This window comes from Pedobacter petrophilus (assembly GCF_009674725.1).
GTDB lineage: Bacteria > Bacteroidota > Bacteroidia > Sphingobacteriales > Sphingobacteriaceae > Pedobacter > Pedobacter petrophilus.
This window is the reverse complement of the sequence record NZ_WKKH01000012.1, coordinates 1-20585: the sequence shown is the minus strand read 5'-3', so window position 1 is coordinate 20585 and position 20585 is coordinate 1. Positions and strand designations below refer to the sequence as shown.

General features: G+C 38.2%; 17 protein-coding genes and 1 tRNA gene. 12 read left to right on the top strand and 6 right to left on the bottom strand.

Translation table 11 applies throughout. The features are described from left to right. The first annotated feature begins 8 nt into the window (after nt 1-8). Nucleotides 9-1643, top strand: coding sequence for a RagB/SusD family nutrient uptake outer membrane protein (locus GJU39_RS09740; RefSeq protein WP_209437624.1), 1635 nt, complete (start codon nt 9-11; stop codon nt 1641-1643). 87 nt (nt 1644-1730) lie between these two features. Here the strand turns inward: GJU39_RS09740 and GJU39_RS09735 are convergent, their stop codons facing one another. Then, nucleotides 1731-2138, bottom strand: coding sequence for a DoxX family protein (locus tag GJU39_RS09735; protein WP_154280602.1), 408 nt, complete (start codon nt 2136-2138; stop codon nt 1731-1733). A gap of 1 nt (nt 2139) precedes the next feature. Beyond that, nucleotides 2140-3039: a S66 peptidase family protein gene (locus GJU39_RS09730; protein ID WP_154280601.1), complete on the bottom strand. Its 900-nt coding sequence runs from the start codon at nt 3037-3039 to the stop codon at nt 2140-2142. Nucleotides 3040-3079: 40 nt separating this feature from the next. On the opposite strand from GJU39_RS09730, the gene metG reads away from it, so the two are divergent. The 3 genes from metG to GJU39_RS09715 all read left to right on the top strand — a co-directional run bounded on the left by metG (nt 3080) and on the right by GJU39_RS09715 (nt 7064). Continuing rightward, nucleotides 3080-5188, top strand: coding sequence for a methionine--tRNA ligase (metG, locus tag GJU39_RS09725; protein WP_154280600.1), 2109 nt, complete (start codon nt 3080-3082; stop codon nt 5186-5188). A 228-nt stretch (nt 5189-5416) separates the two neighbouring features. After that, a tRNA-Arg gene (locus GJU39_RS09720) sits at nt 5417-5488 on the top strand. Between the two features lie 334 nt (nt 5489-5822). Next, complete coding sequence (locus GJU39_RS09715) at nt 5823-7064, top strand: site-specific integrase (protein WP_245227773.1); 1242 nt, start codon at nt 5823-5825, stop codon at nt 7062-7064. 249 nt (nt 7065-7313) lie between these two features. On the opposite strand, the gene GJU39_RS09710 is transcribed toward GJU39_RS09715, so the two are convergent. The 3 genes from GJU39_RS09710 to GJU39_RS09700 form a co-directional block, all read right to left on the bottom strand. After that, on the bottom strand, nt 7314-8357 hold the full coding sequence (locus GJU39_RS09710; RefSeq protein WP_154280598.1) for a Fic family protein: 1044 nt from the start codon (nt 8355-8357) through the stop codon (nt 7314-7316). 595 nt (nt 8358-8952) lie between these two features. After that, nucleotides 8953-10020 (bottom strand): hypothetical protein, encoded by a 1068-nt coding sequence (locus GJU39_RS09705; RefSeq protein ID WP_154280597.1) that lies wholly within the window; start codon nt 10018-10020, stop codon nt 8953-8955. A 548-nt stretch (nt 10021-10568) separates the two neighbouring features. Continuing rightward, nucleotides 10569-10997, bottom strand: coding sequence for a hypothetical protein (locus tag GJU39_RS09700; protein ID WP_154280596.1), 429 nt, complete (start codon nt 10995-10997; stop codon nt 10569-10571). Nucleotides 10998-11132: 135 nt separating this feature from the next. On the opposite strand from GJU39_RS09700, the gene GJU39_RS09695 reads away from it, so the two are divergent. The 3 genes from GJU39_RS09695 (at nt 11133) to GJU39_RS09685 (ending at nt 14316) form a co-directional block, all read left to right on the top strand. After that, entirely contained in the window at nt 11133-12206 is a 1074-nt protein-coding gene (locus tag GJU39_RS09695; RefSeq protein WP_154280595.1) for a carboxypeptidase-like regulatory domain-containing protein, read from the top strand. Between the two features lie 12 nt (nt 12207-12218). Then, on the top strand, nt 12219-12860 hold the full coding sequence (locus GJU39_RS09690) for an alpha/beta fold hydrolase (RefSeq protein WP_342448193.1): 642 nt from the start codon (nt 12219-12221) through the stop codon (nt 12858-12860). Nucleotides 12861-13452: 592 nt separating this feature from the next. Then, complete coding sequence (locus tag GJU39_RS09685) at nt 13453-14316, top strand: hypothetical protein (RefSeq protein ID WP_154280593.1); 864 nt, start codon at nt 13453-13455, stop codon at nt 14314-14316. Nucleotides 14317-14571: 255 nt separating this feature from the next. Here the strand turns inward: GJU39_RS09685 and GJU39_RS09680 are convergent, their stop codons facing one another. Beyond that, the gene (locus GJU39_RS09680) at nt 14572-15759 is read right to left on the bottom strand and encodes a WG repeat-containing protein (protein WP_154280592.1); all 1188 of its coding nucleotides are present in this window, start codon (nt 15757-15759) and stop codon (nt 14572-14574) included. A 390-nt stretch (nt 15760-16149) separates the two neighbouring features. On the opposite strand from GJU39_RS09680, the gene GJU39_RS23850 reads away from it, so the two are divergent. From GJU39_RS23850 to GJU39_RS09660, 5 genes are all read left to right on the top strand, one after another. Further along, entirely contained in the window at nt 16150-16329 is a 180-nt protein-coding gene (locus GJU39_RS23850; protein WP_245227771.1) for a hypothetical protein, read from the top strand. Further along, nucleotides 16316-16762, top strand: coding sequence for a GIN domain-containing protein (locus GJU39_RS09675; protein ID WP_245227769.1), 447 nt, complete (start codon nt 16316-16318; stop codon nt 16760-16762). Before GJU39_RS23850 ends, GJU39_RS09675 begins: the two co-directional genes overlap by 14 nt. Before the next feature lie 246 nt (nt 16763-17008). Then, complete coding sequence (locus GJU39_RS09670) at nt 17009-17314, top strand: hypothetical protein (protein WP_154280591.1); 306 nt, start codon at nt 17009-17011, stop codon at nt 17312-17314. 245 nt (nt 17315-17559) lie between these two features. After that, the gene (locus tag GJU39_RS09665) at nt 17560-19377 is read left to right on the top strand and encodes a prenyltransferase/squalene oxidase repeat-containing protein (RefSeq protein WP_154280590.1); all 1818 of its coding nucleotides are present in this window, start codon (nt 17560-17562) and stop codon (nt 19375-19377) included. Then, nucleotides 19377-20549, top strand: a complete 1173-nt coding sequence (locus GJU39_RS09660; protein WP_154280589.1) for a zinc metalloprotease — start codon at nt 19377-19379, stop codon at nt 20547-20549. Before GJU39_RS09665 ends, GJU39_RS09660 begins: the two co-directional genes overlap by 1 nt. Nucleotides 20550-20585: the final 36 nt, after the last annotated feature.

The following is a 20585-nucleotide window of genomic DNA, read 5'->3' as shown; positions in this document are numbered from 1 at the left end:
AGATATTAATGATGAAAAATAGATATTTCAAAAATAAAAAAGCCTGGGTATTGCCCTTGTTAGGCTTAATGTTATTTGCAGGATCATGCAAAAAATATACAGAAATTGTACCAGATAATACTTTTGCTGAAGATGATGCTTATTCAAATCCGCAACGTGCCGCTTTAGCAATTACTGGAGTATATAGTGCTGCTCAATCAAGCCCGTATACAGATGGCAGTAACCGGGGCTATCCATTTGGAGCGGCCAATACCATTCAGGGCGATATGAGAGGTGAAGACATGATGGCCATCCCTTCATTCTTCCTGGTAACCTATGAAAATAGCTATGACGCCACTACCGCAAACAACACCGCTTTGTGGACAAGTTTGTATGCTACAATTAACCGTGCTAACATCGTAATTACTAAATTAAAGGAAGCTGCTGCTGCAGGTACAATTACTGCTGATGTTGCCACTGCGGGTGAAGCCGAATGCCGTTTCTTAAGAGCATTAAGTTATCATGAATTGTTAATTCATTTCGCCCGTCCCTATAACGAAACTACAGGTGCAACACATCAGGGTGTAGTACTTAGAACAGTAGGCATTAACACGCCAGAACTGGTAGATCAATTTAAAAATGAAGGACGTGGTACAGTTAAACAAGGATATGATTTAATCCTTTCAGATCTTGATTTCGCTGAAACTAATTTAGCTGCGCAATCATCGGCATCTCTTAGAATCACCAGAGGAACAAAAGGAGCGGCGGTAGCTTTAAAAACCAGAGTCAAACTACATATGGGCGATTATGCGGGTGTAATTACCGAAGGTGCAAAGTTAGGAACAGCAGCAGCTGCTGCTACATTCACAGCACCAGCCGCACTTGGTGGGTATGCTTTGACAGCTACTCCTGATGGACCGTTCGCAAGTGTAGGTGCGAATTACGGTAACACAGAATCAATCTTCTCCATTGAAAACTCCACAATCCGTAGCGCAGGAACCAATGGATCATTAAGTACCATGTATTCAAAAGCTCCTGGCAGGGCTTTAGCAGTAATCTCTCCAATTATCTGGAATGATCCATCATGGAAAGCAACAGATACCCGCAGAACGTTATTAGCTACAACTGATGCTGCAACCGGAGTTGCGGCTAAATATTACTTCAGTTCTAAATATAAAGATCCCGCAACCTGGACAGATGCAAATCCAATTATCAGGTATGCAGAAGTATTGCTAAACGTTTCTGAGGCTTATGCCAGAACAGGAAATGCCACTCAGTCTTTAGCCTTATTAAATGCGGTTAGAAACAGATCAGTTCTCGCCGCAGATCGGTATACTGCTGCCAGTTTCCCAACTGCAGCGAGTCTAATCCAAGGCATCATTAACGAAAGAAGAATAGAGTTTTTAGGCGAAGGTAAACGTTGGATGGATATTCACCGTCTGGCTAAAGAAAATTTATACGGTCCTAATGGTGTTCCTGCCAAAACAAGTTCTACTGTGGCATTTTCTGCCTATAATGCAGCTGCAGGGTATACAGGCGCAAGATCAATTGCCGCTATACCATATACAGGTGCTGCAACAAGCTTTAGGTTTATCTGGCCAATCCCAACGGTAGAAACTCAGGCTAACCCGGTATTAGCCGGACAACAGAATCCAGGGTATTAATAAAATAGTATAGGTTGATTTGATTAGCAGCCATTCTAAACGCAAAAAGCCAGCATTTGCTGGCTTTTTGCGTTTAGAATATTTTCTTTACTTCTTATCCACACTATACTTTCCTGGGCCAATAAAAATTAAGCCCAGAAATACGATACCTAACTCAATGGCATGACTTGCTTCGCCTAAGCCATCACCCTTACCAAAGTGAACTAAAGCTGCAATAATCATGGTAAATACAAGCGAAATACAGGCCGGTCTAAAGAACAAGCCCACAATTAATAAAAAGCCACCAAATGTTTCAGCTACGGCGGCCATAAATCCCCAAAACACGGGTAAAAAGTTTACCCCTACTACCTTCATGCTTCCACCCAGTTGCTCCCAGCCGGCAGGGCCGCCAGCCAGCTTAGGGAAGCCGTGAACAATGAACATAATGCCAAGGCCAATGCGCATTAATAGCAAGCCTGTGTTGCGGTATTTACCCAAATTATCAAAAATTGCCATGTTATAAATATTTAAAGTGAACGTTATTTGTTTCAATTTTTAAGGCTACCCGTGCACCTAAAACCATACTTAAATTATTTTCAATATGTCCGGTTGGAAAATTGAAGCAAACCGGATAATCATATTCCTCCACAATATCCCAGATCACCTCTTCGGCAGTTTGTCCGAAAGAGATTTTTTCTTCCTCAATTTCATTAAAAGCACCAATAATTAGTCCTTTTAAGTTTGCAAGCTTGCCCGCACGCTTCAGCATGCGCAACATCCTGTCTATGCTGTATTCGTGTTCACCAACATCCTCCAGGAAAAGAATTTTATCATCGAAATCCATTTCCGAGGCAGAGCCTTGCAGCACGGTCAGAAGCGTTAAATTTCCGCCAATCAATATCCCTTCCGTCTCTCCAGAACGATTGGTAAATTCACTCTCGTATGTATAATGCTGTTTTTCTCCAAATAACGCCTTTTGCAAAGAAACCAAAGCTTCAGGTGTACTTTCTTCAAAGGTATAAGGCATCTGCCCATGCAGGCATTGCATCCCGCTCTGCGAAATAATATGAGAGAGTAAAACAGTAATATCGCTGAAACCAACCACCCATTTAGGCTGTAAGTTAAATTGTGTAAAGTCTAGTTCATCAATAATCCGCAGCGTACCATAGCCACCCCTCCCTGCAATAATGGCTTTAATAGCAGGATCATCCAAAAATTGTTGAATATCTGAAGCCCTCAGCTCATCTGTTCCTGCAAATTGATGGTAATCTGCATAAACACTTTTACCAATAATTACTTCCAGCCCCCAGTTAGTTAAAAGCGCTATGGCTTTATCAATAGACTTCGGTAATTTCTTCGCCGGACAAACCAGGGCAATCTTATCTCCTTTTTTTAAATACGGGGGCTGCTTAATCATCTTCAAAACACTTATCTTTGCCAAATTAATAAAAATTGTTTTGGATAATAGTAAAATAAAAAGATATACCGTAACGGCAGCACTTCCCTATACCAATGGGCCTGTTCATATCGGGCACCTGGCTGGTGTGTACATTCCTGCAGATATTTATGTCCGTTACCTGAGATCGAACAAGCGCGATGTAAAGTTCATTTGCGGATCTGATGAAAATGGCGTGCCAATTACGTTAAAAGCCAAGAGAGAAGGGATTACGCCACAAGAAGTGGTAGATAAATACCATAAAATTATTGGCGATTCTTTTAAAGAGTTTGGGGTTTCTTTTGATATTTACCACCGTACTTCATCACATACGCACCACCAAACCGCATCAGATTTCTTTAAAACACTTTACGATAAAGGCGTTTTTACAGAAGAAGTTACAGAACAATATTATGATCCTTCGGCAAAACAGTTTCTTGCCGATCGATACATTACCGGTACCTGCCCGAAATGTGGTAACGAAAATGCTTATGGAGATCAGTGCGAAAACTGTGGTTCAACCCTAAATGCAACCGATCTGATTAATCCAAAATCTACCCTTTCTGGTGATCAGCCCATCTTAAAAGAGACTAAAAACTGGTTCCTGCCGCTGGATAAATACGAGGAAAGGTTAAGAACTTATATAGAAAGCCATAAAGAATGGCGCCCAAATGTTTACGGGCAATGCCAAAGCTGGTTAAATGCCGGTTTACAGCCCCGTGCCATGACCCGCGATTTAGATTGGGGGGTGCGTGTTCCCCTTCGCGATGCCGTAGGAAAGGTATTATATGTTTGGTTTGATGCGCCAATTGGCTATATCTCGGCTACTAAAGAACTTTGCAATTATGCCAAATTAGATGTCTGGAATCCAAAGGCCGAAGAATATTACATCAGCAATTACGAGAGCGATAAATGTGGCTGGGAAGAATATTGGAAAAGTGATGAAACTAAACTGGTGCATTTTATAGGGAAAGATAATATCGTTTTCCATTGCATCATCTTCCCTGCTATGCTCATGGCGCATGGCGATTATACCCTGGCAGATAATGTTCCGGCAAACGAGTTTTTAAATCTCGAAGGTCAGAAAATATCGACTTCAAAAAACTGGGCGGTTTGGTTAAACGAATACCTGCGCGAGTTTGAAGGAAAACAAGATGTTTTACGTTATGTACTTACGGCAACCGCCCCAGAAACCAAAGACAATGATTTTACCTGGAAAGATTTTCAGGCCAGAAATAACAATGAACTGGTGGCTATCTTAGGTAATTTTATTAACCGTGTAATGGTGCTTACCCATAAATACTTCAATGGCGTGGTACCTACCTGTATGGAAATTACCCCAGTAGATCAGGCCGTAATAGAGGAGTTAGCCAGCTATCCGGCAAAGATTTCTGCTTCGATAGAGCACTATAGATTTAGAGAAGCTTTATCAGAAGTAATGAACGTGGCCCGTTTAGGCAATAAATACCTGGCCGAAACAGAGCCCTGGAAATTAATTAAAACAGATGAAGACCGGGTTCGTACCATTTTACACCTTTCCCTTCAAATCGCCGCTAATATTCAGGTGCTAATCGAACCGTTCCTGCCTTTTACAGCAGAGAAACTAATGAATATGCTTAAAAACGGTGGTCACGATTGGGATGATGCGGGCGCTGTAGATTTATTAAAACGCGGTCATGAAATCGGTGATGCCGTTTTATTATTCGAGAAAATTGAAGATGCAGAAATCGATTTTCAGATCGAAAAACTGAACCAGAGCAAATCAGCAAATGCAACAAATAATGCTGTAGCTACACCAGCAAAAGAAAACATCAATTTTGATGATTTCTCTGCAATGGATATCCGCGTAGCCACAATTGTTGCTGCAGAAAAAGTAGAAAAAACAAAAAAACTGTTAAAGCTTACCGTTAATACCGGGATAGATGAACGAACAGTTGTTTCGGGCATTGCTGAGCATTATAAACCAGAAGATATTGTGGGTAAACAGGTAAGCATGATTGTTAATCTAGCCCCTCGCGAAATCAAGGGTATTGTATCTCAGGGGATGATTTTAATGGCAGAGAATGCCGAAGGTAAACTTACTTTTGTAGCCCCGGTAGAAAAGTTTAACGAAGGCAGCATTATTCGTTAAACCAGGGTTCAGATCAGATAGCGTAGCAGGATATCCCTTTCTTGCTACGCTATCTTCATTATGGTATATTAGAGATGGCATTTTTGACCACAAAATCCGGATAAATGCTGTTGATTAAGAACGTAACTCCATACAGATAAGCCAAAAAATTCAAGAGAATAATAGACTTTTACAGCTAAAAACTTTTGTTATATTTGCCTCACTAATTTATTCATCCATATTAGTATCGGTCCCGTAGTTCAACGGATAGAATAGAAGTTTCCTAAACTTTAGATATGAGTTCGATTCTCGTCGGGACCACTTCCTTAGATTAAAACCAGAACATTGTCGCGCAAATCGTTGATTTTCAAGACTTTGTTCTGGTTTAATAACACATTAAGACCCATGGTTGTTCATTCTGAATGACTAGTTTAGTGAGTCGGAAATTGACTAATTTTTGTAAAGCATTAACGGCCAGTAGATTAATGGAAAAGTCGAAACCAGAACATTTTGGAATGTTCGAGTTTATCATCGTAAATGATTGATTTATAGTTTGTTCGATTGACGAACATCTTAATGACTCACTGGCTCAAATGTACATTTGTTTAATTTTTAAATGTATCATTATGAGTTACAATTTCCATCTTTTTTCTATTTGAAAAGATCAAAAAAATTATTGAAGGGCGAGGTGATGCCCATTTATTTGCGGATTACCGTGAACGGAAAACATTCGGAGTATTCAGTCGGCAGGGAAATTATTCCAACCTACTGGTCCACGATTAAAGGTCGGGGAATCGGTCAAAAAGACGAAATCAAAGAGCTTAACGATTACCTTGATACGCTCGCCTCGAAAGTCTGTCGGTTTCACACAGCTCTTATTGAAAAAGAGGAAGAGGTAACCACACTTGTGCTGAGGGATCATCTTACCGGAAAGAATTCATCAAACTACACGCTCCTTAAAATTTATCAAAAACACAATGATAATCTAGAAAAACTAATTGGTAAAGGGTATAGCTATAGCACATTTCAATCCTATCAGAGTTCCATCAGGCATGTTAAACAATTTCTTCAGCTCAAATATGAGGTTCAGGACATCAACATCAAAAAGGTTGATTTTAAATTTATCACCGATTATGAGCTATTTCTTAGAATAGATCGAGGAAATAATGCAATGTCTGCCAGGAAATATATTGTTCACCTGAAAAAAATCATGCTGTATTGCCTTGGCGCCGGGTGGATAGTCGGGAATCCATTTTTAAATTATCGAAATACTGCTAAAGCTAAGGCAAGGACTTTTCTGAATATGGAAGAGTTGAATCGAATTAAAAACAGGGAGTTTCCGCTTGAAAGATTAAACATCGTTCGCGACATCTTTATTTTCAGTTGCTATACCGGCCTTTCTTATATAGACGTGAAGCAGCTTCGATTGGATCAGATTTCAAAAGGTGATGACGGTAATTTATGGATTTTCATTAAAAGACAGAAAACGGAAACACCCTGTCACATCCCCTTGTTGGATGAGGCAAAAGTAATTCTTGACAGGTATAAAAACCACAGGATATGCCGATGGAGAAAAGTGGCGTTGCCAATGCTCACCAACCAGCGAATGAATGGGTACCTCAAAGAGATCGCAGATCTTTGTACCATCACTAAGGTGCTTACGTATCATCTTGCCAGGCACACTTTTGCAACCACTATTACGCTTTCAAATGGTGTTCCGATTGAGACTGTATCCCAGATGCTTGGGCACAATAGCCTGAAAACAACCCAACATTATGCGAAGGTGATCGATACGAAGGTTAGTACTGAGATGTCTGCATTACAGGAGAAACTGTTAGAACGGAATAAGGATGAAGAGGATACTGGTGATGTGAAAGTTATGAAGCTCTTTAGGTAGATTGCTGGCAATGTAAACGGAAATCAGTTGTAATTTGTCTTGTCAACTTAATCTAATTGTTTGTTATTTCAATCATTTCTGATGTATTTGATTGAAGTAACAATCAGATTAAGAAAATTTTAAATATGGTATCACAACTGACCGACATTGATGTCGGTCAGTTCGATCAAGATTGAGATTTCGCTTTTTGAAGGGCAAGTGGTTAGATTATGATCCGATATGGACCGATACGAGCCGATTCTGATCCGATCACAATAGCGTATAATAAGATCCAGGTCCAACCCCATGACGTTCTATAAGTTTTTGTTTAATCAATTTCTCAACCATCCTTTTTATAGTTGAACCAGATGAACCGGTTTTTACGGCTAGATCGCCGGTTTTGATCCCAGGATTGCTTTCAATGATAGCAATCAGTATCTTGTCTTTTGGTGATAGTGATTGGATGACGTTTCGACTTTCAAGTTTACGCATCAATGCTTCTTGGATATTTTTAAGACTTTCCAAGAAAAAGGATACCCATGCAGATATATCTTCATTTGGCCTTAACGCTTGGCAAGACCTAAGTACACCATAATACTCTGTTTTTTTACTTTCGATCTCGTGCTCAAAACTTACATATCTTATCCATTGATATCCATTTTTGCGCAAAAGCAAGGTAGCTAGCAGACGGCTCAGTCTTCCATTCCCGTCCTGAAATGGGTGTATAGATAGAAACTCATAACAGAATAATGCACTTTTCACCAATGAGTGGGTGTCCTTATCGCTTTCATACCAATCAATCAATGCTCGCATCGCATCCTCTGTCGCAAAACCCGGAGGGGTTGTCTGAAAAATGATCTGTTTGCTCCCATCAGGCAATGTCATCTCTACTGAATTCGTATGTTGCTTATAATTTCCTTTATGCCATTTGTCTTTTTCGCTATACCTCAAAAGCTGGTTGTGCAGGTTTTTCAGTTCGGTCTCTGAAATATTCATATACTGATGGCTTTCGTCGATCGCATCCAATACCTCGAAATACCCAACAACTTCCTGCTGATCTCGATCTTCGAGTTTAGATATATCCATGTTTCTTAAGAGAACATCAACTTCCTGGTCACTAAGTTTTGATCCTTCGATACGTGTAGAGGCTCCAACACTACTAACTGTAGCAATGTACTTCAATTCTTTTAAGGTTTGCCCCTCTTTACGTTCGATCGCCTGCCAAGCCGCATCAAATCTGTCGATATCGCTTATCAAACCGATTAGTTTCCAGTTCAGGCCCAGGATTTGCGTATGCACATTAACTTTGCTCATATACAAATTTAATAAAAAAATCAGCACTTGTGAGCCGATATGATCCGATAAGAGCCGAAGATGATCCGATAGCAATACAAAAGTTTTTTTGGTTTTTGTATGCGTATAAATCTGATAACGATAATGCTTGCTGCGAACAAGAATTTAAATTAGATCGAAATAATCCTTGACCTTGAGAGCAATCTGGATGGACAGTGCTTTGCATGGATACACTGAACAATATCTTTAAATCCTTCACGATACAAAAGTCCTGTTAAGCCGAATTTATGTTGGTACTAATAGCTAGGCTAACTATTAGAGTTTAATTAGAGGTTTTGGCAATAAACATGGTTTACAAGTTGTAAACGTAGATTATTAATTAGAGATGGTGTTTATAAGTGAACCGATAAAGACAAGGGATGTTCCAAAAATAACCTATATAACCATGACAGAGAAGCATTAATTTAGAATCTGACACAGCTCAGGTGACACTCCCGTCCTATTTGTCGCTTCTCGTGTTCCTGCCCATAATTTCTATGTTTTCTTATTTGACTGAAATTTGGAAATGTTATTTGCTTTCTCTTCCGACCATTCCTACATAAGTTTTTCTTGTTTATTAATAATAAATAATACGATATTCTAGCAATAAGGTCTGTTTCTGTTTTCCATCAAAATGTATTCTTTTTATAATATTCCCATGGTTATCCCTGGTATATAAAATCTTTTCTTTTAGCTCACCATAAGTATACCCGATCTCTTCAGTTAGCCACCCATTGCTATCATATAAATAAGTAGTTTCTCCGGTAAGTTGATTCTTCATGTAATGTGCATGACTAATGCAGTTTCCACTCACATCAAATTTATATTCACCTTTATAAATTGGAATTCCTTTGGTGCTAAAGTTGGATATCTCAACTCGGTTACCATTTTTATCGTATTTGTAATATTCATTATAATCCGATGAACTAGTTCGTTGAATTTTATTAGGAAATCTTGAACCCATTAATATTGTTCGCCCTACGCTATCATATTCAAATCTCTGTGTGGTATCGCCTCTTCCATTAAACTTCGTTTTACTCCTCCGGCGGTTTAAATTGTCATAACCATATAAAATCTTTTCGTTTAAAAGTAGCTTATTTGCTCTTGTAAAAGTTACTATTTCTTCAATCAGGAGCTTTTTTTCATTATATAAATATTCGATCTCATTTATAAAATCAATTTCAATACTGTTATACAAAAAATTAGTCTGCTTAGAATAGGTTATATTTCGATTTGCATATTGAAAAGTTTGCAGGCTGCGTGTTTTCTGATTACCTGTCATAAGGACTCTATTCTCGATTAGATTTCCTAGTTCATCGTATTTATTAATAGTGGTGAAATCACCTCCAATATCCTTAATTAAATTTCCTTTGGTATCATAAAATGATTCATAAGAAGAGAAAACCTCTTGTGGCATACTTTGACTGTAAGATTGGTATTTCGTCTGAAATCCAGATAAGTTATAGGTTATTCTTTTTTGAAGCTTTTTATCGGTGTAATGATCAATTTGTTTAACCTTACCTCTCAATTCATCTCTAGCCCAATCATTTTTAAAGGGTTTATCTATTTGAGCATATGTTAGATTGTGAGTTAATATAAATAAACTTATAACTAAAAGCCTTGTAATATATTGATTGCGAGACATTGTTTTTAGAGGGTTAAATGATTATTGGATGGACTAAAAGGCGGATTGCTGTTATATATGTTTTTTCACTTTTTAAGGAGATGACGAAGCTATTATCATTTTTTAAGGCATTTAAGAAATAGCTATGCTCATACAATATTATTAAGCTTGGTTAGTTGAGTCTGGAGTAATTTTTTGACCTATGCTGGCTACAAGCTAATTCTTTTCCAATTTATACGTTTCAACTTCACCAGTGATTTTATTTAGCAAATCACTGGTTAGTATTAATTTATTATTACTCTTTGTGATGGTAAATTTGGATTCTTTTTGATTTTTTTCATATAAAATGATTTTGTTTGGGCCGCTACTTAAAACCAGTGATTTTTTATTTATGACCTCATTATAGCCCTCTAATTGAAATGTTGCGTTGTTGCCTTTGATGGTGATCACAATCATTGCATAAGCACGTGGATCTGCAGACTCTTCCCTGATCCGAAGAAAATTGCATTTATATTTGCCTGCCCAAATATTATTTACTTTGCTACTATCTAAGTCAAATTGCCATTTTTTTAAAATTTCATTTTTTTTACCAATAAAACTGAATACCCATTTGTAGTATCTAATATTTTAACCCGATGATTTTCAGGTTTGTAATGGGTAAATAAAAACAAGTCCAAAATTTGATACAATTCCTTATCCTCATTTGAAACTAGCTTTTCTATGCTGAATGAATAGCGTTCCGTACCGTTTTTTTTATAAATCGAATATGTTAAACTATCCTCATCATTGATTTTTTTTGAGGTTATAAAAGTATAAGTGTTGAGCTCGTCGTCTGAATAAAATTTTTTTCCAATATAGAGCTCATCTTTACTACTCCTATCGCTGGTTGTCACATTTGGGGTGATCTCACTGGAATTTGTTTTCTTTACATTTTGTGCTTTACTATTGTTGATGATAAGGATTATAAAAATCAAGGTCAGTTTCAATATAGTTTTCATGGCTATTCTGCTTTTTTAGGATTCTATTTAAACAACACTTTCCCGCAGCGTATTTTTGGAATACAACATGCTAATAATTCATATGCTTGCAACCTTTGTACCCTATATCTCATCTTTATTGAAACGTCCTTCAATATGCAAAAAAATATCACTTCCCGGTATTCGACATTAAAAATTTCTGTCCTTTTTATCCTCGCTTCTTTTTTTATTTTTGCAATTAAAGTTCGTGCCCAGGGCGAAGAATTACCTGGAAAAACTATAAACGCACTCACCGGGCTGCCAGTTCCTTTTGTCAGTATTGGCATTAAAAACAAGGCTATTGGTACTGTTTCTGATTCTTTAGGACATTATATCCTGAGCTACCGCCAAGATGAAATCTCAAAGACAGATTCTCTCATTTTTTCCGCAATTGGTTTCCGCACGGTAAAGATGGATCTCAAGCAATTTTTGAACGGGAACAAGACCATTATTTTAAAAGAACTACAGCAGCAGCTTAAAACGGTAAAGATAAAGGCTGAGCCAAGAAAAATGAAAAGCTATGGACGCTGGTCGGCTAGTCTTGTTTTCTTTCCTGCGATGTACAAAACAATACCTAAATTTAGTGACGAAAAGGGCCGTGAACAGGCGTCCATTCTCAAAATAGACCCGGATGTTTACTTAAGGAAACTTAACTTCGGCATTAACAGAAGACATTTTAAAAGGATAAAGCTTAGATTGAATGTATACGGAATTAAAAATGGAATTCCCGATCACTCTTTGCTGGATAAAGATGTAGTGTTCGATGTGTCTGGCTCATCTGAGCAGGGAATGCCAAAGGTTCAGACCATAGATTTGCGCCCTTATCAGATAGAGATAAAGGGAAGAAAAGAAATTGCGGTCTCCTTGTCCATTCTTGAACTCCAGTCTTTACCCGGAGATACGAGCAGGCAGACATTTTTTATACCTTCATTCCCCACCACACTGCGCTCAAGCCTTTACAGGATGAAAAGTGAAGCGTCATGGCAAAAAGTTTCCAGTTCCCATTTGCTTATTGGCATAGAAGTGTCAACCATGAAAGCAAAAAAAGTTGTGGAAGAAGAACAAAAAGAGGAAAACCAGGATGAAATAACGAAAGTTGATCCGGAGATATCCAGGGCATTGTATGGAAACAACAACGGAAAGCGCATCAAGGTAGCAGACGGAGAAATCTACTATGAGACATACGGATAAGGTAGTCCACTCATTCTGCTACATGGAAACAGCGAGAGTATCAGCTCGTTCAGAAACCAGATAGGGCCGCTATCTGCGCATTATCAGGTCATTGCCATGGATACCCGGGGACATGGCAACAGCATCAATAGAAATACAAGGGCCTATAGCTATAGGCTTTTTGCGGATGACTTAAAGGCGGTAATGGATTCCATCCATATCCAAAAAGCGAGTTTACTGGGTTGGAGTGATGGGGGAAATACAGCCATTGAGTTTGCCTTAAAACACCCTGAAAAAATAGATAAAATGGTACTGATGGGTGCAAATATTTTTCCGGGCACTAGGGCGATAAAGGAAGATATTGTCCGAATGTTTGAAAAACGTAGAGATAGCCTGATGAATCTTAATGATGCAGGATCTAATAACCAATTGCGACTCACTCAATTGGTATTGCAGGAACCGCAGATAAATGCCGATGACCTGGATAGGATAAACATGCCTACACCTATCCTCGCTGGAGAATCTGATGTGATAAAAACCGAACATACCCTATTGATCCATGCGCTTATCAAAAGTTCGAGAGTAGAAATCATAGCAGGTGAGGATCATTATCTACCACTGAAAAACCCTGGGCTTTTTAATAAAATCTTACTTGATTTCCTTTCCGATAAGTGAGAAGTTCAATGATACAATAAAAAATTTACACATACTTCTTGTACCGGCTCTTGGGTGGCATAAATCCTCCAGGTAATACAGTCAGAACGTACTATGCTATTACGGAATTTGAACAGAGGAATGCCATAAATACTTCATTACCTGATTCAACTTATCTGGCTTGAAGGCCTAGTTTCTTTGTTCAAGTCCCGAGAAAAAACGAAGGCCTAGCTAGGCTTATTTAGGTGATTTGAAGGTATTGCATCATAACTGACCGACATAGATGTCGGTCAGTTCGATCAAGATGAATAACTTGATAAGTGGGATTTCAGCCGACCTATTGCGGTTAATGTACCCTAAATGGTATAGATAAACCCGTGTTCAAAAAACCATTTGTTTATCAGAGTTAAACATAGCTCAATTGATTTGCTTGTACGGCTCATTGTGTTTGTCTTAATAAAATGAAACAAAGCCCGGGGCACAATTACTCCTATCTATTAAAGGGGTGTAAACGGGGCTTTTACTATACTGCTCACTTGATGATCGTTCTTATTTTTGCTGATGTGTTTTATGGAATTATCAATCTCCGATCATCCTGCTATAAACGGTAAATATGAAAAAGTTGCAACTGATGTTAACCAAACCCTGCACACAGCAATGGAGTGAAATTGAAAAAGAAAACGGCGAGCATTTTTGTAACAAATGTGAAAAAAGTATTGTAGATCTGACCGGTAAATCAGATGAGGAACTATTCCATTTTTTTCAGCATAAAACCAGCGAGGTATGTGGGAGATTGCTTTCCAGCCAGCTTAATAGAAACCTCGCTCTCCCCTCCACAAATAACTGGTACTGGATGATGCCAGTGGCTTTGGCCGCAGTAATGATCAGTTCTGCTCAGGCTCAAAATGCTAAATCTCCAGTAATCAGAAGCGATCAAGCGCCAAAAATGCTGCCTTCATCAAGAGAATCTTCAAGCGTAGTCCCTCCTTTGAATACTATTTTAAACGGGAGTGTGGTTGATGATTTGAAAGGTATTGCTTTGGTAGGGGTAAAACTCCGGAAAAAGGGATTTGAGAACGTATTGGCGATAACAGACTCAGCTGGCCGTTTTGAGTTTAGGATAAATGACCACGACACGTTATCTACTTATACTTTTCTTCTCCCCGGTTTTTCTCCAGCAGAAGCGGGTCTTAGCGATAGCATGGTCATTCGTTTAAAAAAGGTTACACATGTCATGCTCGGGGGCGTCTCCTTTATTTCTAATTCACGACAGCCACTTTATATTTTGTCCAGCGGAAATATAAGCTGTACGATCGATCCTGTCAGGCTCAGCCAGATTTCCCCAGACTGGATTGAAAAGATAGATATACTCGAAGATGCGGAAGCGGCAGCACTTTATGGGGCAAAGGATGCTAACGGAGTGATAGTGATCGGAATTAAAAAAGCGTTCAAAAAGAAAATTAACTTTTCGAACTAAGGAAACTTGCGAATGCTTTAGCTTAAACCAAAATTTCTCTAAGATTGGCGATTGAATGTGCTTTCGGGAGCTAAATAAACAGAACATGCCCTTATTTAAACTTTGCTCTCATGGTTTTAGCGTAAACGAAAATTGGAAACATAATTAGGGGGGCGATGTGCTCTGTGCACTTCCCTAAACTCAAACAAATTAAAAGTAAAATGCTAGGCCGATTTTTCGGGGGTGTCAAAGATATAAACTCTTAAGTCAGTACATTCAATTTTGAAAATACTCGAGTCCATTGTTTCCGACAAAGCCTTTTTGTCCAGTTGCTGTTTCAATTTCATAGAGGTTGAAAATCTTCCCAGCATTGAAATCACGCAGAGTAGCAACGTAAGCCATTTTTTTGTATTTTGGTTTTATGTAATGAACGGATTCGGTCAGCATACCAACCAGCCCATCCTTCACCAAGGTCAATGGCAACCGCTTTTCATACACTGCTTCTATAACAGGAGGGACAATCATTTTTCCCCAATCATTAAAAAAGCCATAAAAATTTTTCTTGACCAGGATAATTATCTCCGCGTTAAGTCCGCGGTCTATATTGATAAGCTCATAGTCAACGGGGATAATAACCTTTTTGGTAATGGCATTATAAAGCCCTTTTTTTCCATTTTTTGAGATGTGAATTAAAAAGCTGTAATTTCCGTCTGGCTTAGCATCCTGATAAAACACAGACAATGCCTTTATAGTACTATCCAGATTCAGATATCCACCTGAAGTAATTAGGGATAGCGTCGAATTTAGGCTCACGCTACCAAGGTCATGCGTGTTCGGCACAGTATCTCTAATGTTTATCTCTGTAAAAGATTCTTTCTTCCCCTTCAGGTCGATGCTGGCTCCCCAGGTAACATTCTCATCCTCTATTCTTTGAGCATAAACGGAGTAAAATTTTTGAGGTATGATAACCTTACCAGTAGAATTAACAAGACCAACAAGGTTACCTGTTCGCATTTTAAAGCTCAGATTCTGAATCCTTTCAATATCATCATAAGCACATGAAAGCAGTTCTTTTCCATCATAATAAAGCGCTTTTTTACCTTTCTTCGTAGCTATAATAGTCTCATAGCTATAAGAATCGAAAAGAAAACTGTCAAATTCCTTCTCAGGGGGGACGACCGTTTCATTGAGGTGGTTGATGACAAACCTGCGATTCTCTTTAACAACCTCCATCAAGCTTTTGAATTCTTTTCCATCTGTCCAGTAATAACTAATCTTTCCGACAGCCGAATAGACAGGCTTGATCTTGATATTTCCTTGCTGATCAGAAAAACCCCAGAGATTTTTTACCCGGTAGGGTATCAAAAAATAAGGGGATGCAGGAGTTTGCGCTCCATTCGCCTGGGCAAAAAGGCAACCCAAGCCATTAAATATAAGCAATGTGAGAAGCGTTTTAAATTTCATGAGGTTATTGCAGTTAAAATGTTTACAAATGTAAACAACTAATTATTCATGATTATACTCTACAGGGTATAAATTTAACTTACTGCCCCAAAATGTACCCTGACAAGTATAGCCTGATGTGTTCAACAAATCACCCTGTTCATGATACATGAACAGGCAAATAAAATGAACATTCCACATCCTTGAAAAGCCAATAAAAAACTTGTATTGCCACAATTGATAGATTTATGCAAATCTAGTTAGAGAACTCGCAACAGTTCGTCTAGAAATTACCGGCGTTGGTCTAGTGGTTACTAACGATGGTATAATACAGGGTTTTTGCCTGCAACGTTTGTCGGGAAGCTGCGTCTTAATAACAAAACAACAGCAAAAATTTAAAAAATAAAAGATATGAAAACCTTAACAAGAACATTATTCGCAGCAGCATTAACAGCAGTATTATTTACTTCATCAGCAATGGCAACTTTTGCCGCTGAGCCAGTTAAAGCAGAAACAAAAACTTCTTCATTATCAAAATTCAACAGGATCTGGGTGAGCGGGGAACGTGAAAATCATCTTGACACAAGGTGACAAACAAAATATAGAAAGCGAGAGCAACTATGAAGCTGCGAAAACCTCTGTATCAACTGATGGAAAAACCTTGTTTATCAATTCAGAAGAAACCAGTCAGGTCATACTTAATATTACCGTGAAGGATTTAGAAAGGATTGAAGCTTACGGTCAATCAGTTGTGGTCACCAGCAATAATTTCGATGTAAAATACCTGCAGTTATTCTTGAGCCAGAGTGCTACAGCGAGGATTAAAACTACAGCAGGCAGTTTATATAACATCGTTAAGGATGATGCGGTATTAAAATTAAATGGTACTGCTAATCAAAGTACAATGATCGCAAGCAACATGAAAAACGTAAAATTAGCTGATTTTGCCAGCCTAAAATCGGAATCTTATGCTTCTGAAAGCATTATGGAAGTGGAACAAAATGCAATGGTTTTAGCAAAGTAGAAAATAAAATCAGATAAGTTGAAGCTGCCCATGGGGGTAGCTTTTTTTGTTTAAAGGGGGATTTAAAGAATATTACTGTAAAATTCGAAACCGTACTGGTCGCATGTTTTAAAAATGGCTTTGGATTGTTTTTAAATCTGCTCGGTCATCTTGTTTTTAGACAGGCAGTTATATTATTGATTCAATGCAACCTCCGGAAGTTTTCGGGCGTTTTTGTTTTAAGCCTGAACCCTAAACCAATTGAAAATGAAATTCGCTATTCTATCCTTACTCCTTTTCTCAGTAAGCACTACATTCGCACAAAAGCAGCTGAAAATTGTTAAGGCATCTTTTACTAGTGTCGATATCAAAGATGATGATTACCCGGTCAGAAAGAACGCCTGGACGGTCATGCCTAAAGAAAATTTGGATGTATATACCACCTCAGCCAAAAAAGTAACTTTCTACACCGATCAGGAATCCGGATCATTCAATGTCGATCCAAAGGTTGGGCAACTTTTTTTATTCTCCTGCACAAAAAAAGACAACTGGTTAAGAAAACAGATCAGCTGACGGTTCTTATAAGCCAGGAATACGTTGACCAGGTTTTAAAAATAAAAATATCAAAATCTTTTCATTTCTGAAATTTGAAGTATGATACCCAAGCCGAAAATTGCGTGGATAATCTCAAATTAACATTAGCAGCTTTTTGACCTTGCAATGGATTTAACTTTTTTTAGTTATAACCTCAGGTTGTTGTCATAATCCCTCTAACCATCTAAATTGCAATCCTGATTAACGCTCTCATCCCTTATTTTATGATTGAACAAACGACCAGAGAAATTAAGAAAAACCATGAGTTCTACATTAATATAGCTGAGTATCTGGTTCCGTTATACCCTAAGGTAAGTAAAGAACAGCTTATAGCACTTAAGGACACATCTTATGGGTACTTTAAGTTCCTGCTTTCTTTGGATTCGATAGCCGATGGAGGAGATTTAGATTTTAGGAATTTCTTTGTCCGGCTTTCCTCTTTTGAAGAAAATATAAAAGGTTTGGCTTATCTATTTAACAGACAAGATAAATTCTGGACGTCTTTTGCTTTGCACAAGCATTCCTATTTGGAATCATATGCACTTGAAAAAAAAATATCTGAAAAAAGTATCTTCATAGATCAACATACTTTTCAGTCTTTAGCTAAAGGAAAGTCTGCTATGGCCTTAAGCATAGTAGATGCATTATCTTCTTTAGGGGATGATAATAAATATGACGCTCTTCTGAAGACACTGGTAAATGAAATCCATATCGCGTTTCAGTACCTTGACGATCTTGACGATTTTAAAGCTGATTATGATAGGGGACAAAGAACCTATATTATTAGTGAACTGGAACGTATTTTAAGTGAAAGAAAAATTAGTATTTCTTTACATTCACCATTAGCTTATAAATATTTATTTCTGACGGAATTGGCTCAGATCAGCATAAAGAATGCTATTGATCATTATCAGAATGCTATAGAAATTGCAACTACCTTAAATCTTGATTCGCTTTCCCAATATCTTCTAAAAGAACAGCATCGGTGTAAAGACCGGCTGCTGGAAATTAATTACCTTCTCATCAAAACACAGGCCAAAGCTGACAATAGTGAAAAAATTGTAGGATTAGAGAATACTGTTCCTAAGGCCACCAACTTATCATTAGCTTATCTTAAAAACCAGCAAGAGTCGAATGGTCTTTTATCCGATTTCCTAACTACTGCCGGATTTGGAACAATTTGGGTTAGTGCCTACGTAGGCTGCATGCTGGCAGAACAGGGTTTAGGTAAAAACATCACTACGGCATTATCTGAATATTTTACTAATCATCAACATGCCTCGTTCAATGAGAATATATTTATGGATGGTGACAGTGCCAATTTTTTATCTCTGTATTCAGCTTTAGTGGGTATCCCTTACGACCATTCAAATTGGTTGAGTTTTGAACATGAAGGAAGTTGGAGAACATATACAGATGCAAACGGACTGAGAAAACTTCTTCACCTTTCCGAACACCATAACGTTAATGGTTGGATTAAAGAAAAAAACTGTGTTTCTGCTGCTGCAGGTTATGCTTTAAAATCCATGAACCATTTAAATGAAGCATATACCAGAACATCAAATCATTTAATGAACACTCAACAGGCTGATGGCAGTTGGAAATCATACTGGTGGTCGAGTGACATCTATGCAACCTCATATGCAGTACGGGCGCTTAGCAGCGAAGGCTTCAATCAGAAAAAACTAGGTTGCGCCTGGATAATGTCTAAAAAAGAAACAGGACAGGATTACTGGGCTAATCCTGCCACAGACAAACCTAGTGCTTTTTATACTGCATTAGCATTAAGGTCACTTATGGAATTGAAAGAAAATTATAATGTTGAAATATCAGCAGGCATCAACTGGCTTTTAAGTGAACAATTCGAGGATGGAAGGTGGGCATCCGACTATATATTGAGGATTCCAGATCCAGATGTGGTTGATCCAGAAGAAGTGAATGAATGGAAGCATGGGTCCTTTGGCACAGGGGTAATAGTGGATGATCATAATAGCATATTTACTACTGCAACAGTTTTGAACCTTTTGGCCGCGGTAAACTAATGTTAATATCAGCGATCAATATCAGTAATTATGACGATCATCGTTTTGTGGTCAATACCGCGGGTGGCCGGAACATCCTGGTGGATGGCAATACCATCGAACTGTTGGATATTCTACGCAATGAAAGATCCATTGAAGAAGCTTGCACAAGTTTTAATAAGAATCTCAATGTATCCCTAAACCTAGATGAATTCACAACTTTGGTCAACCAAAATTTGGGTGGATATGGCATCTTACTAAATGAAGATCCGATTACAAACAAAACTTCTGGGCAAAGTTACCTGAAGGCAAGAATCAACATTATACCGGCTAATGTCGCTGGAAAACTTTCTGCTCCTTTTACTTATTTTTTTAAACCGATACTTTTCTATACACTTCTATCTTTTATGTTGATGTTTAGTGTGTTCACTATCAAATACTTTTTTGTCGAGCATTTGAAAGTAATAACTCCCAATTTCAGTATGTTAAGTTTATTGATCTGCATGACCATGTTGGTACATGAGTTGGGGCATATTGCAGCTTGCAGGCGATACAACATCCGCCATGGAGCGATAGGCTTTGGAATTTACGCCGTAATACCGGTAGCATTCGCAGATATTAGTAATATTTGGCAAGCTTCCCGAAATAAACGGATTATGGCCAATCTTGGAGGAATCTTTTGCGAATATTTATATGCTTTTGCATTGCTTCTGATATATAGCGTAACAGGTAATCCAACATTCTTACTTGCTCATGTTATCATAGCTTCTAAAGCCATTTTGGAACTAAATCCGTTCATCAGGCTCGATGGGTATTGGGTACTGTCAGACCTCACATCAACTCCAAACTTGCTTGCCAAAGCAAGGGGAGCATTAAAACTAGCATTCAAAACGAACCAAGATAATAAGTCTGCGGGGATGAAAAATCTTTTCTCAAAGCATACATTCCTCATCGCTTATGGCGTAGTGAACTATGCAGTGATGCTGCTCTATATGATACTAATATGGTCCACTTACAAACAGGCCATTTTAAGCTTTCCAGAAACTTTGAGATTGCTAGTCCAACGTGCATGGCACCTGGATATTAGTTTAGGTGACTTTAAATGGGCGTATCTTATGGTACTGCTTTTTTATTATCTGCTGATGCAATATTTGGATAAACCGCTTCAAATTGACCCCTCTTCACCACTTTAAAAAGCCCCCCTTAGCCGAGTTAATTTAATAAGGTCC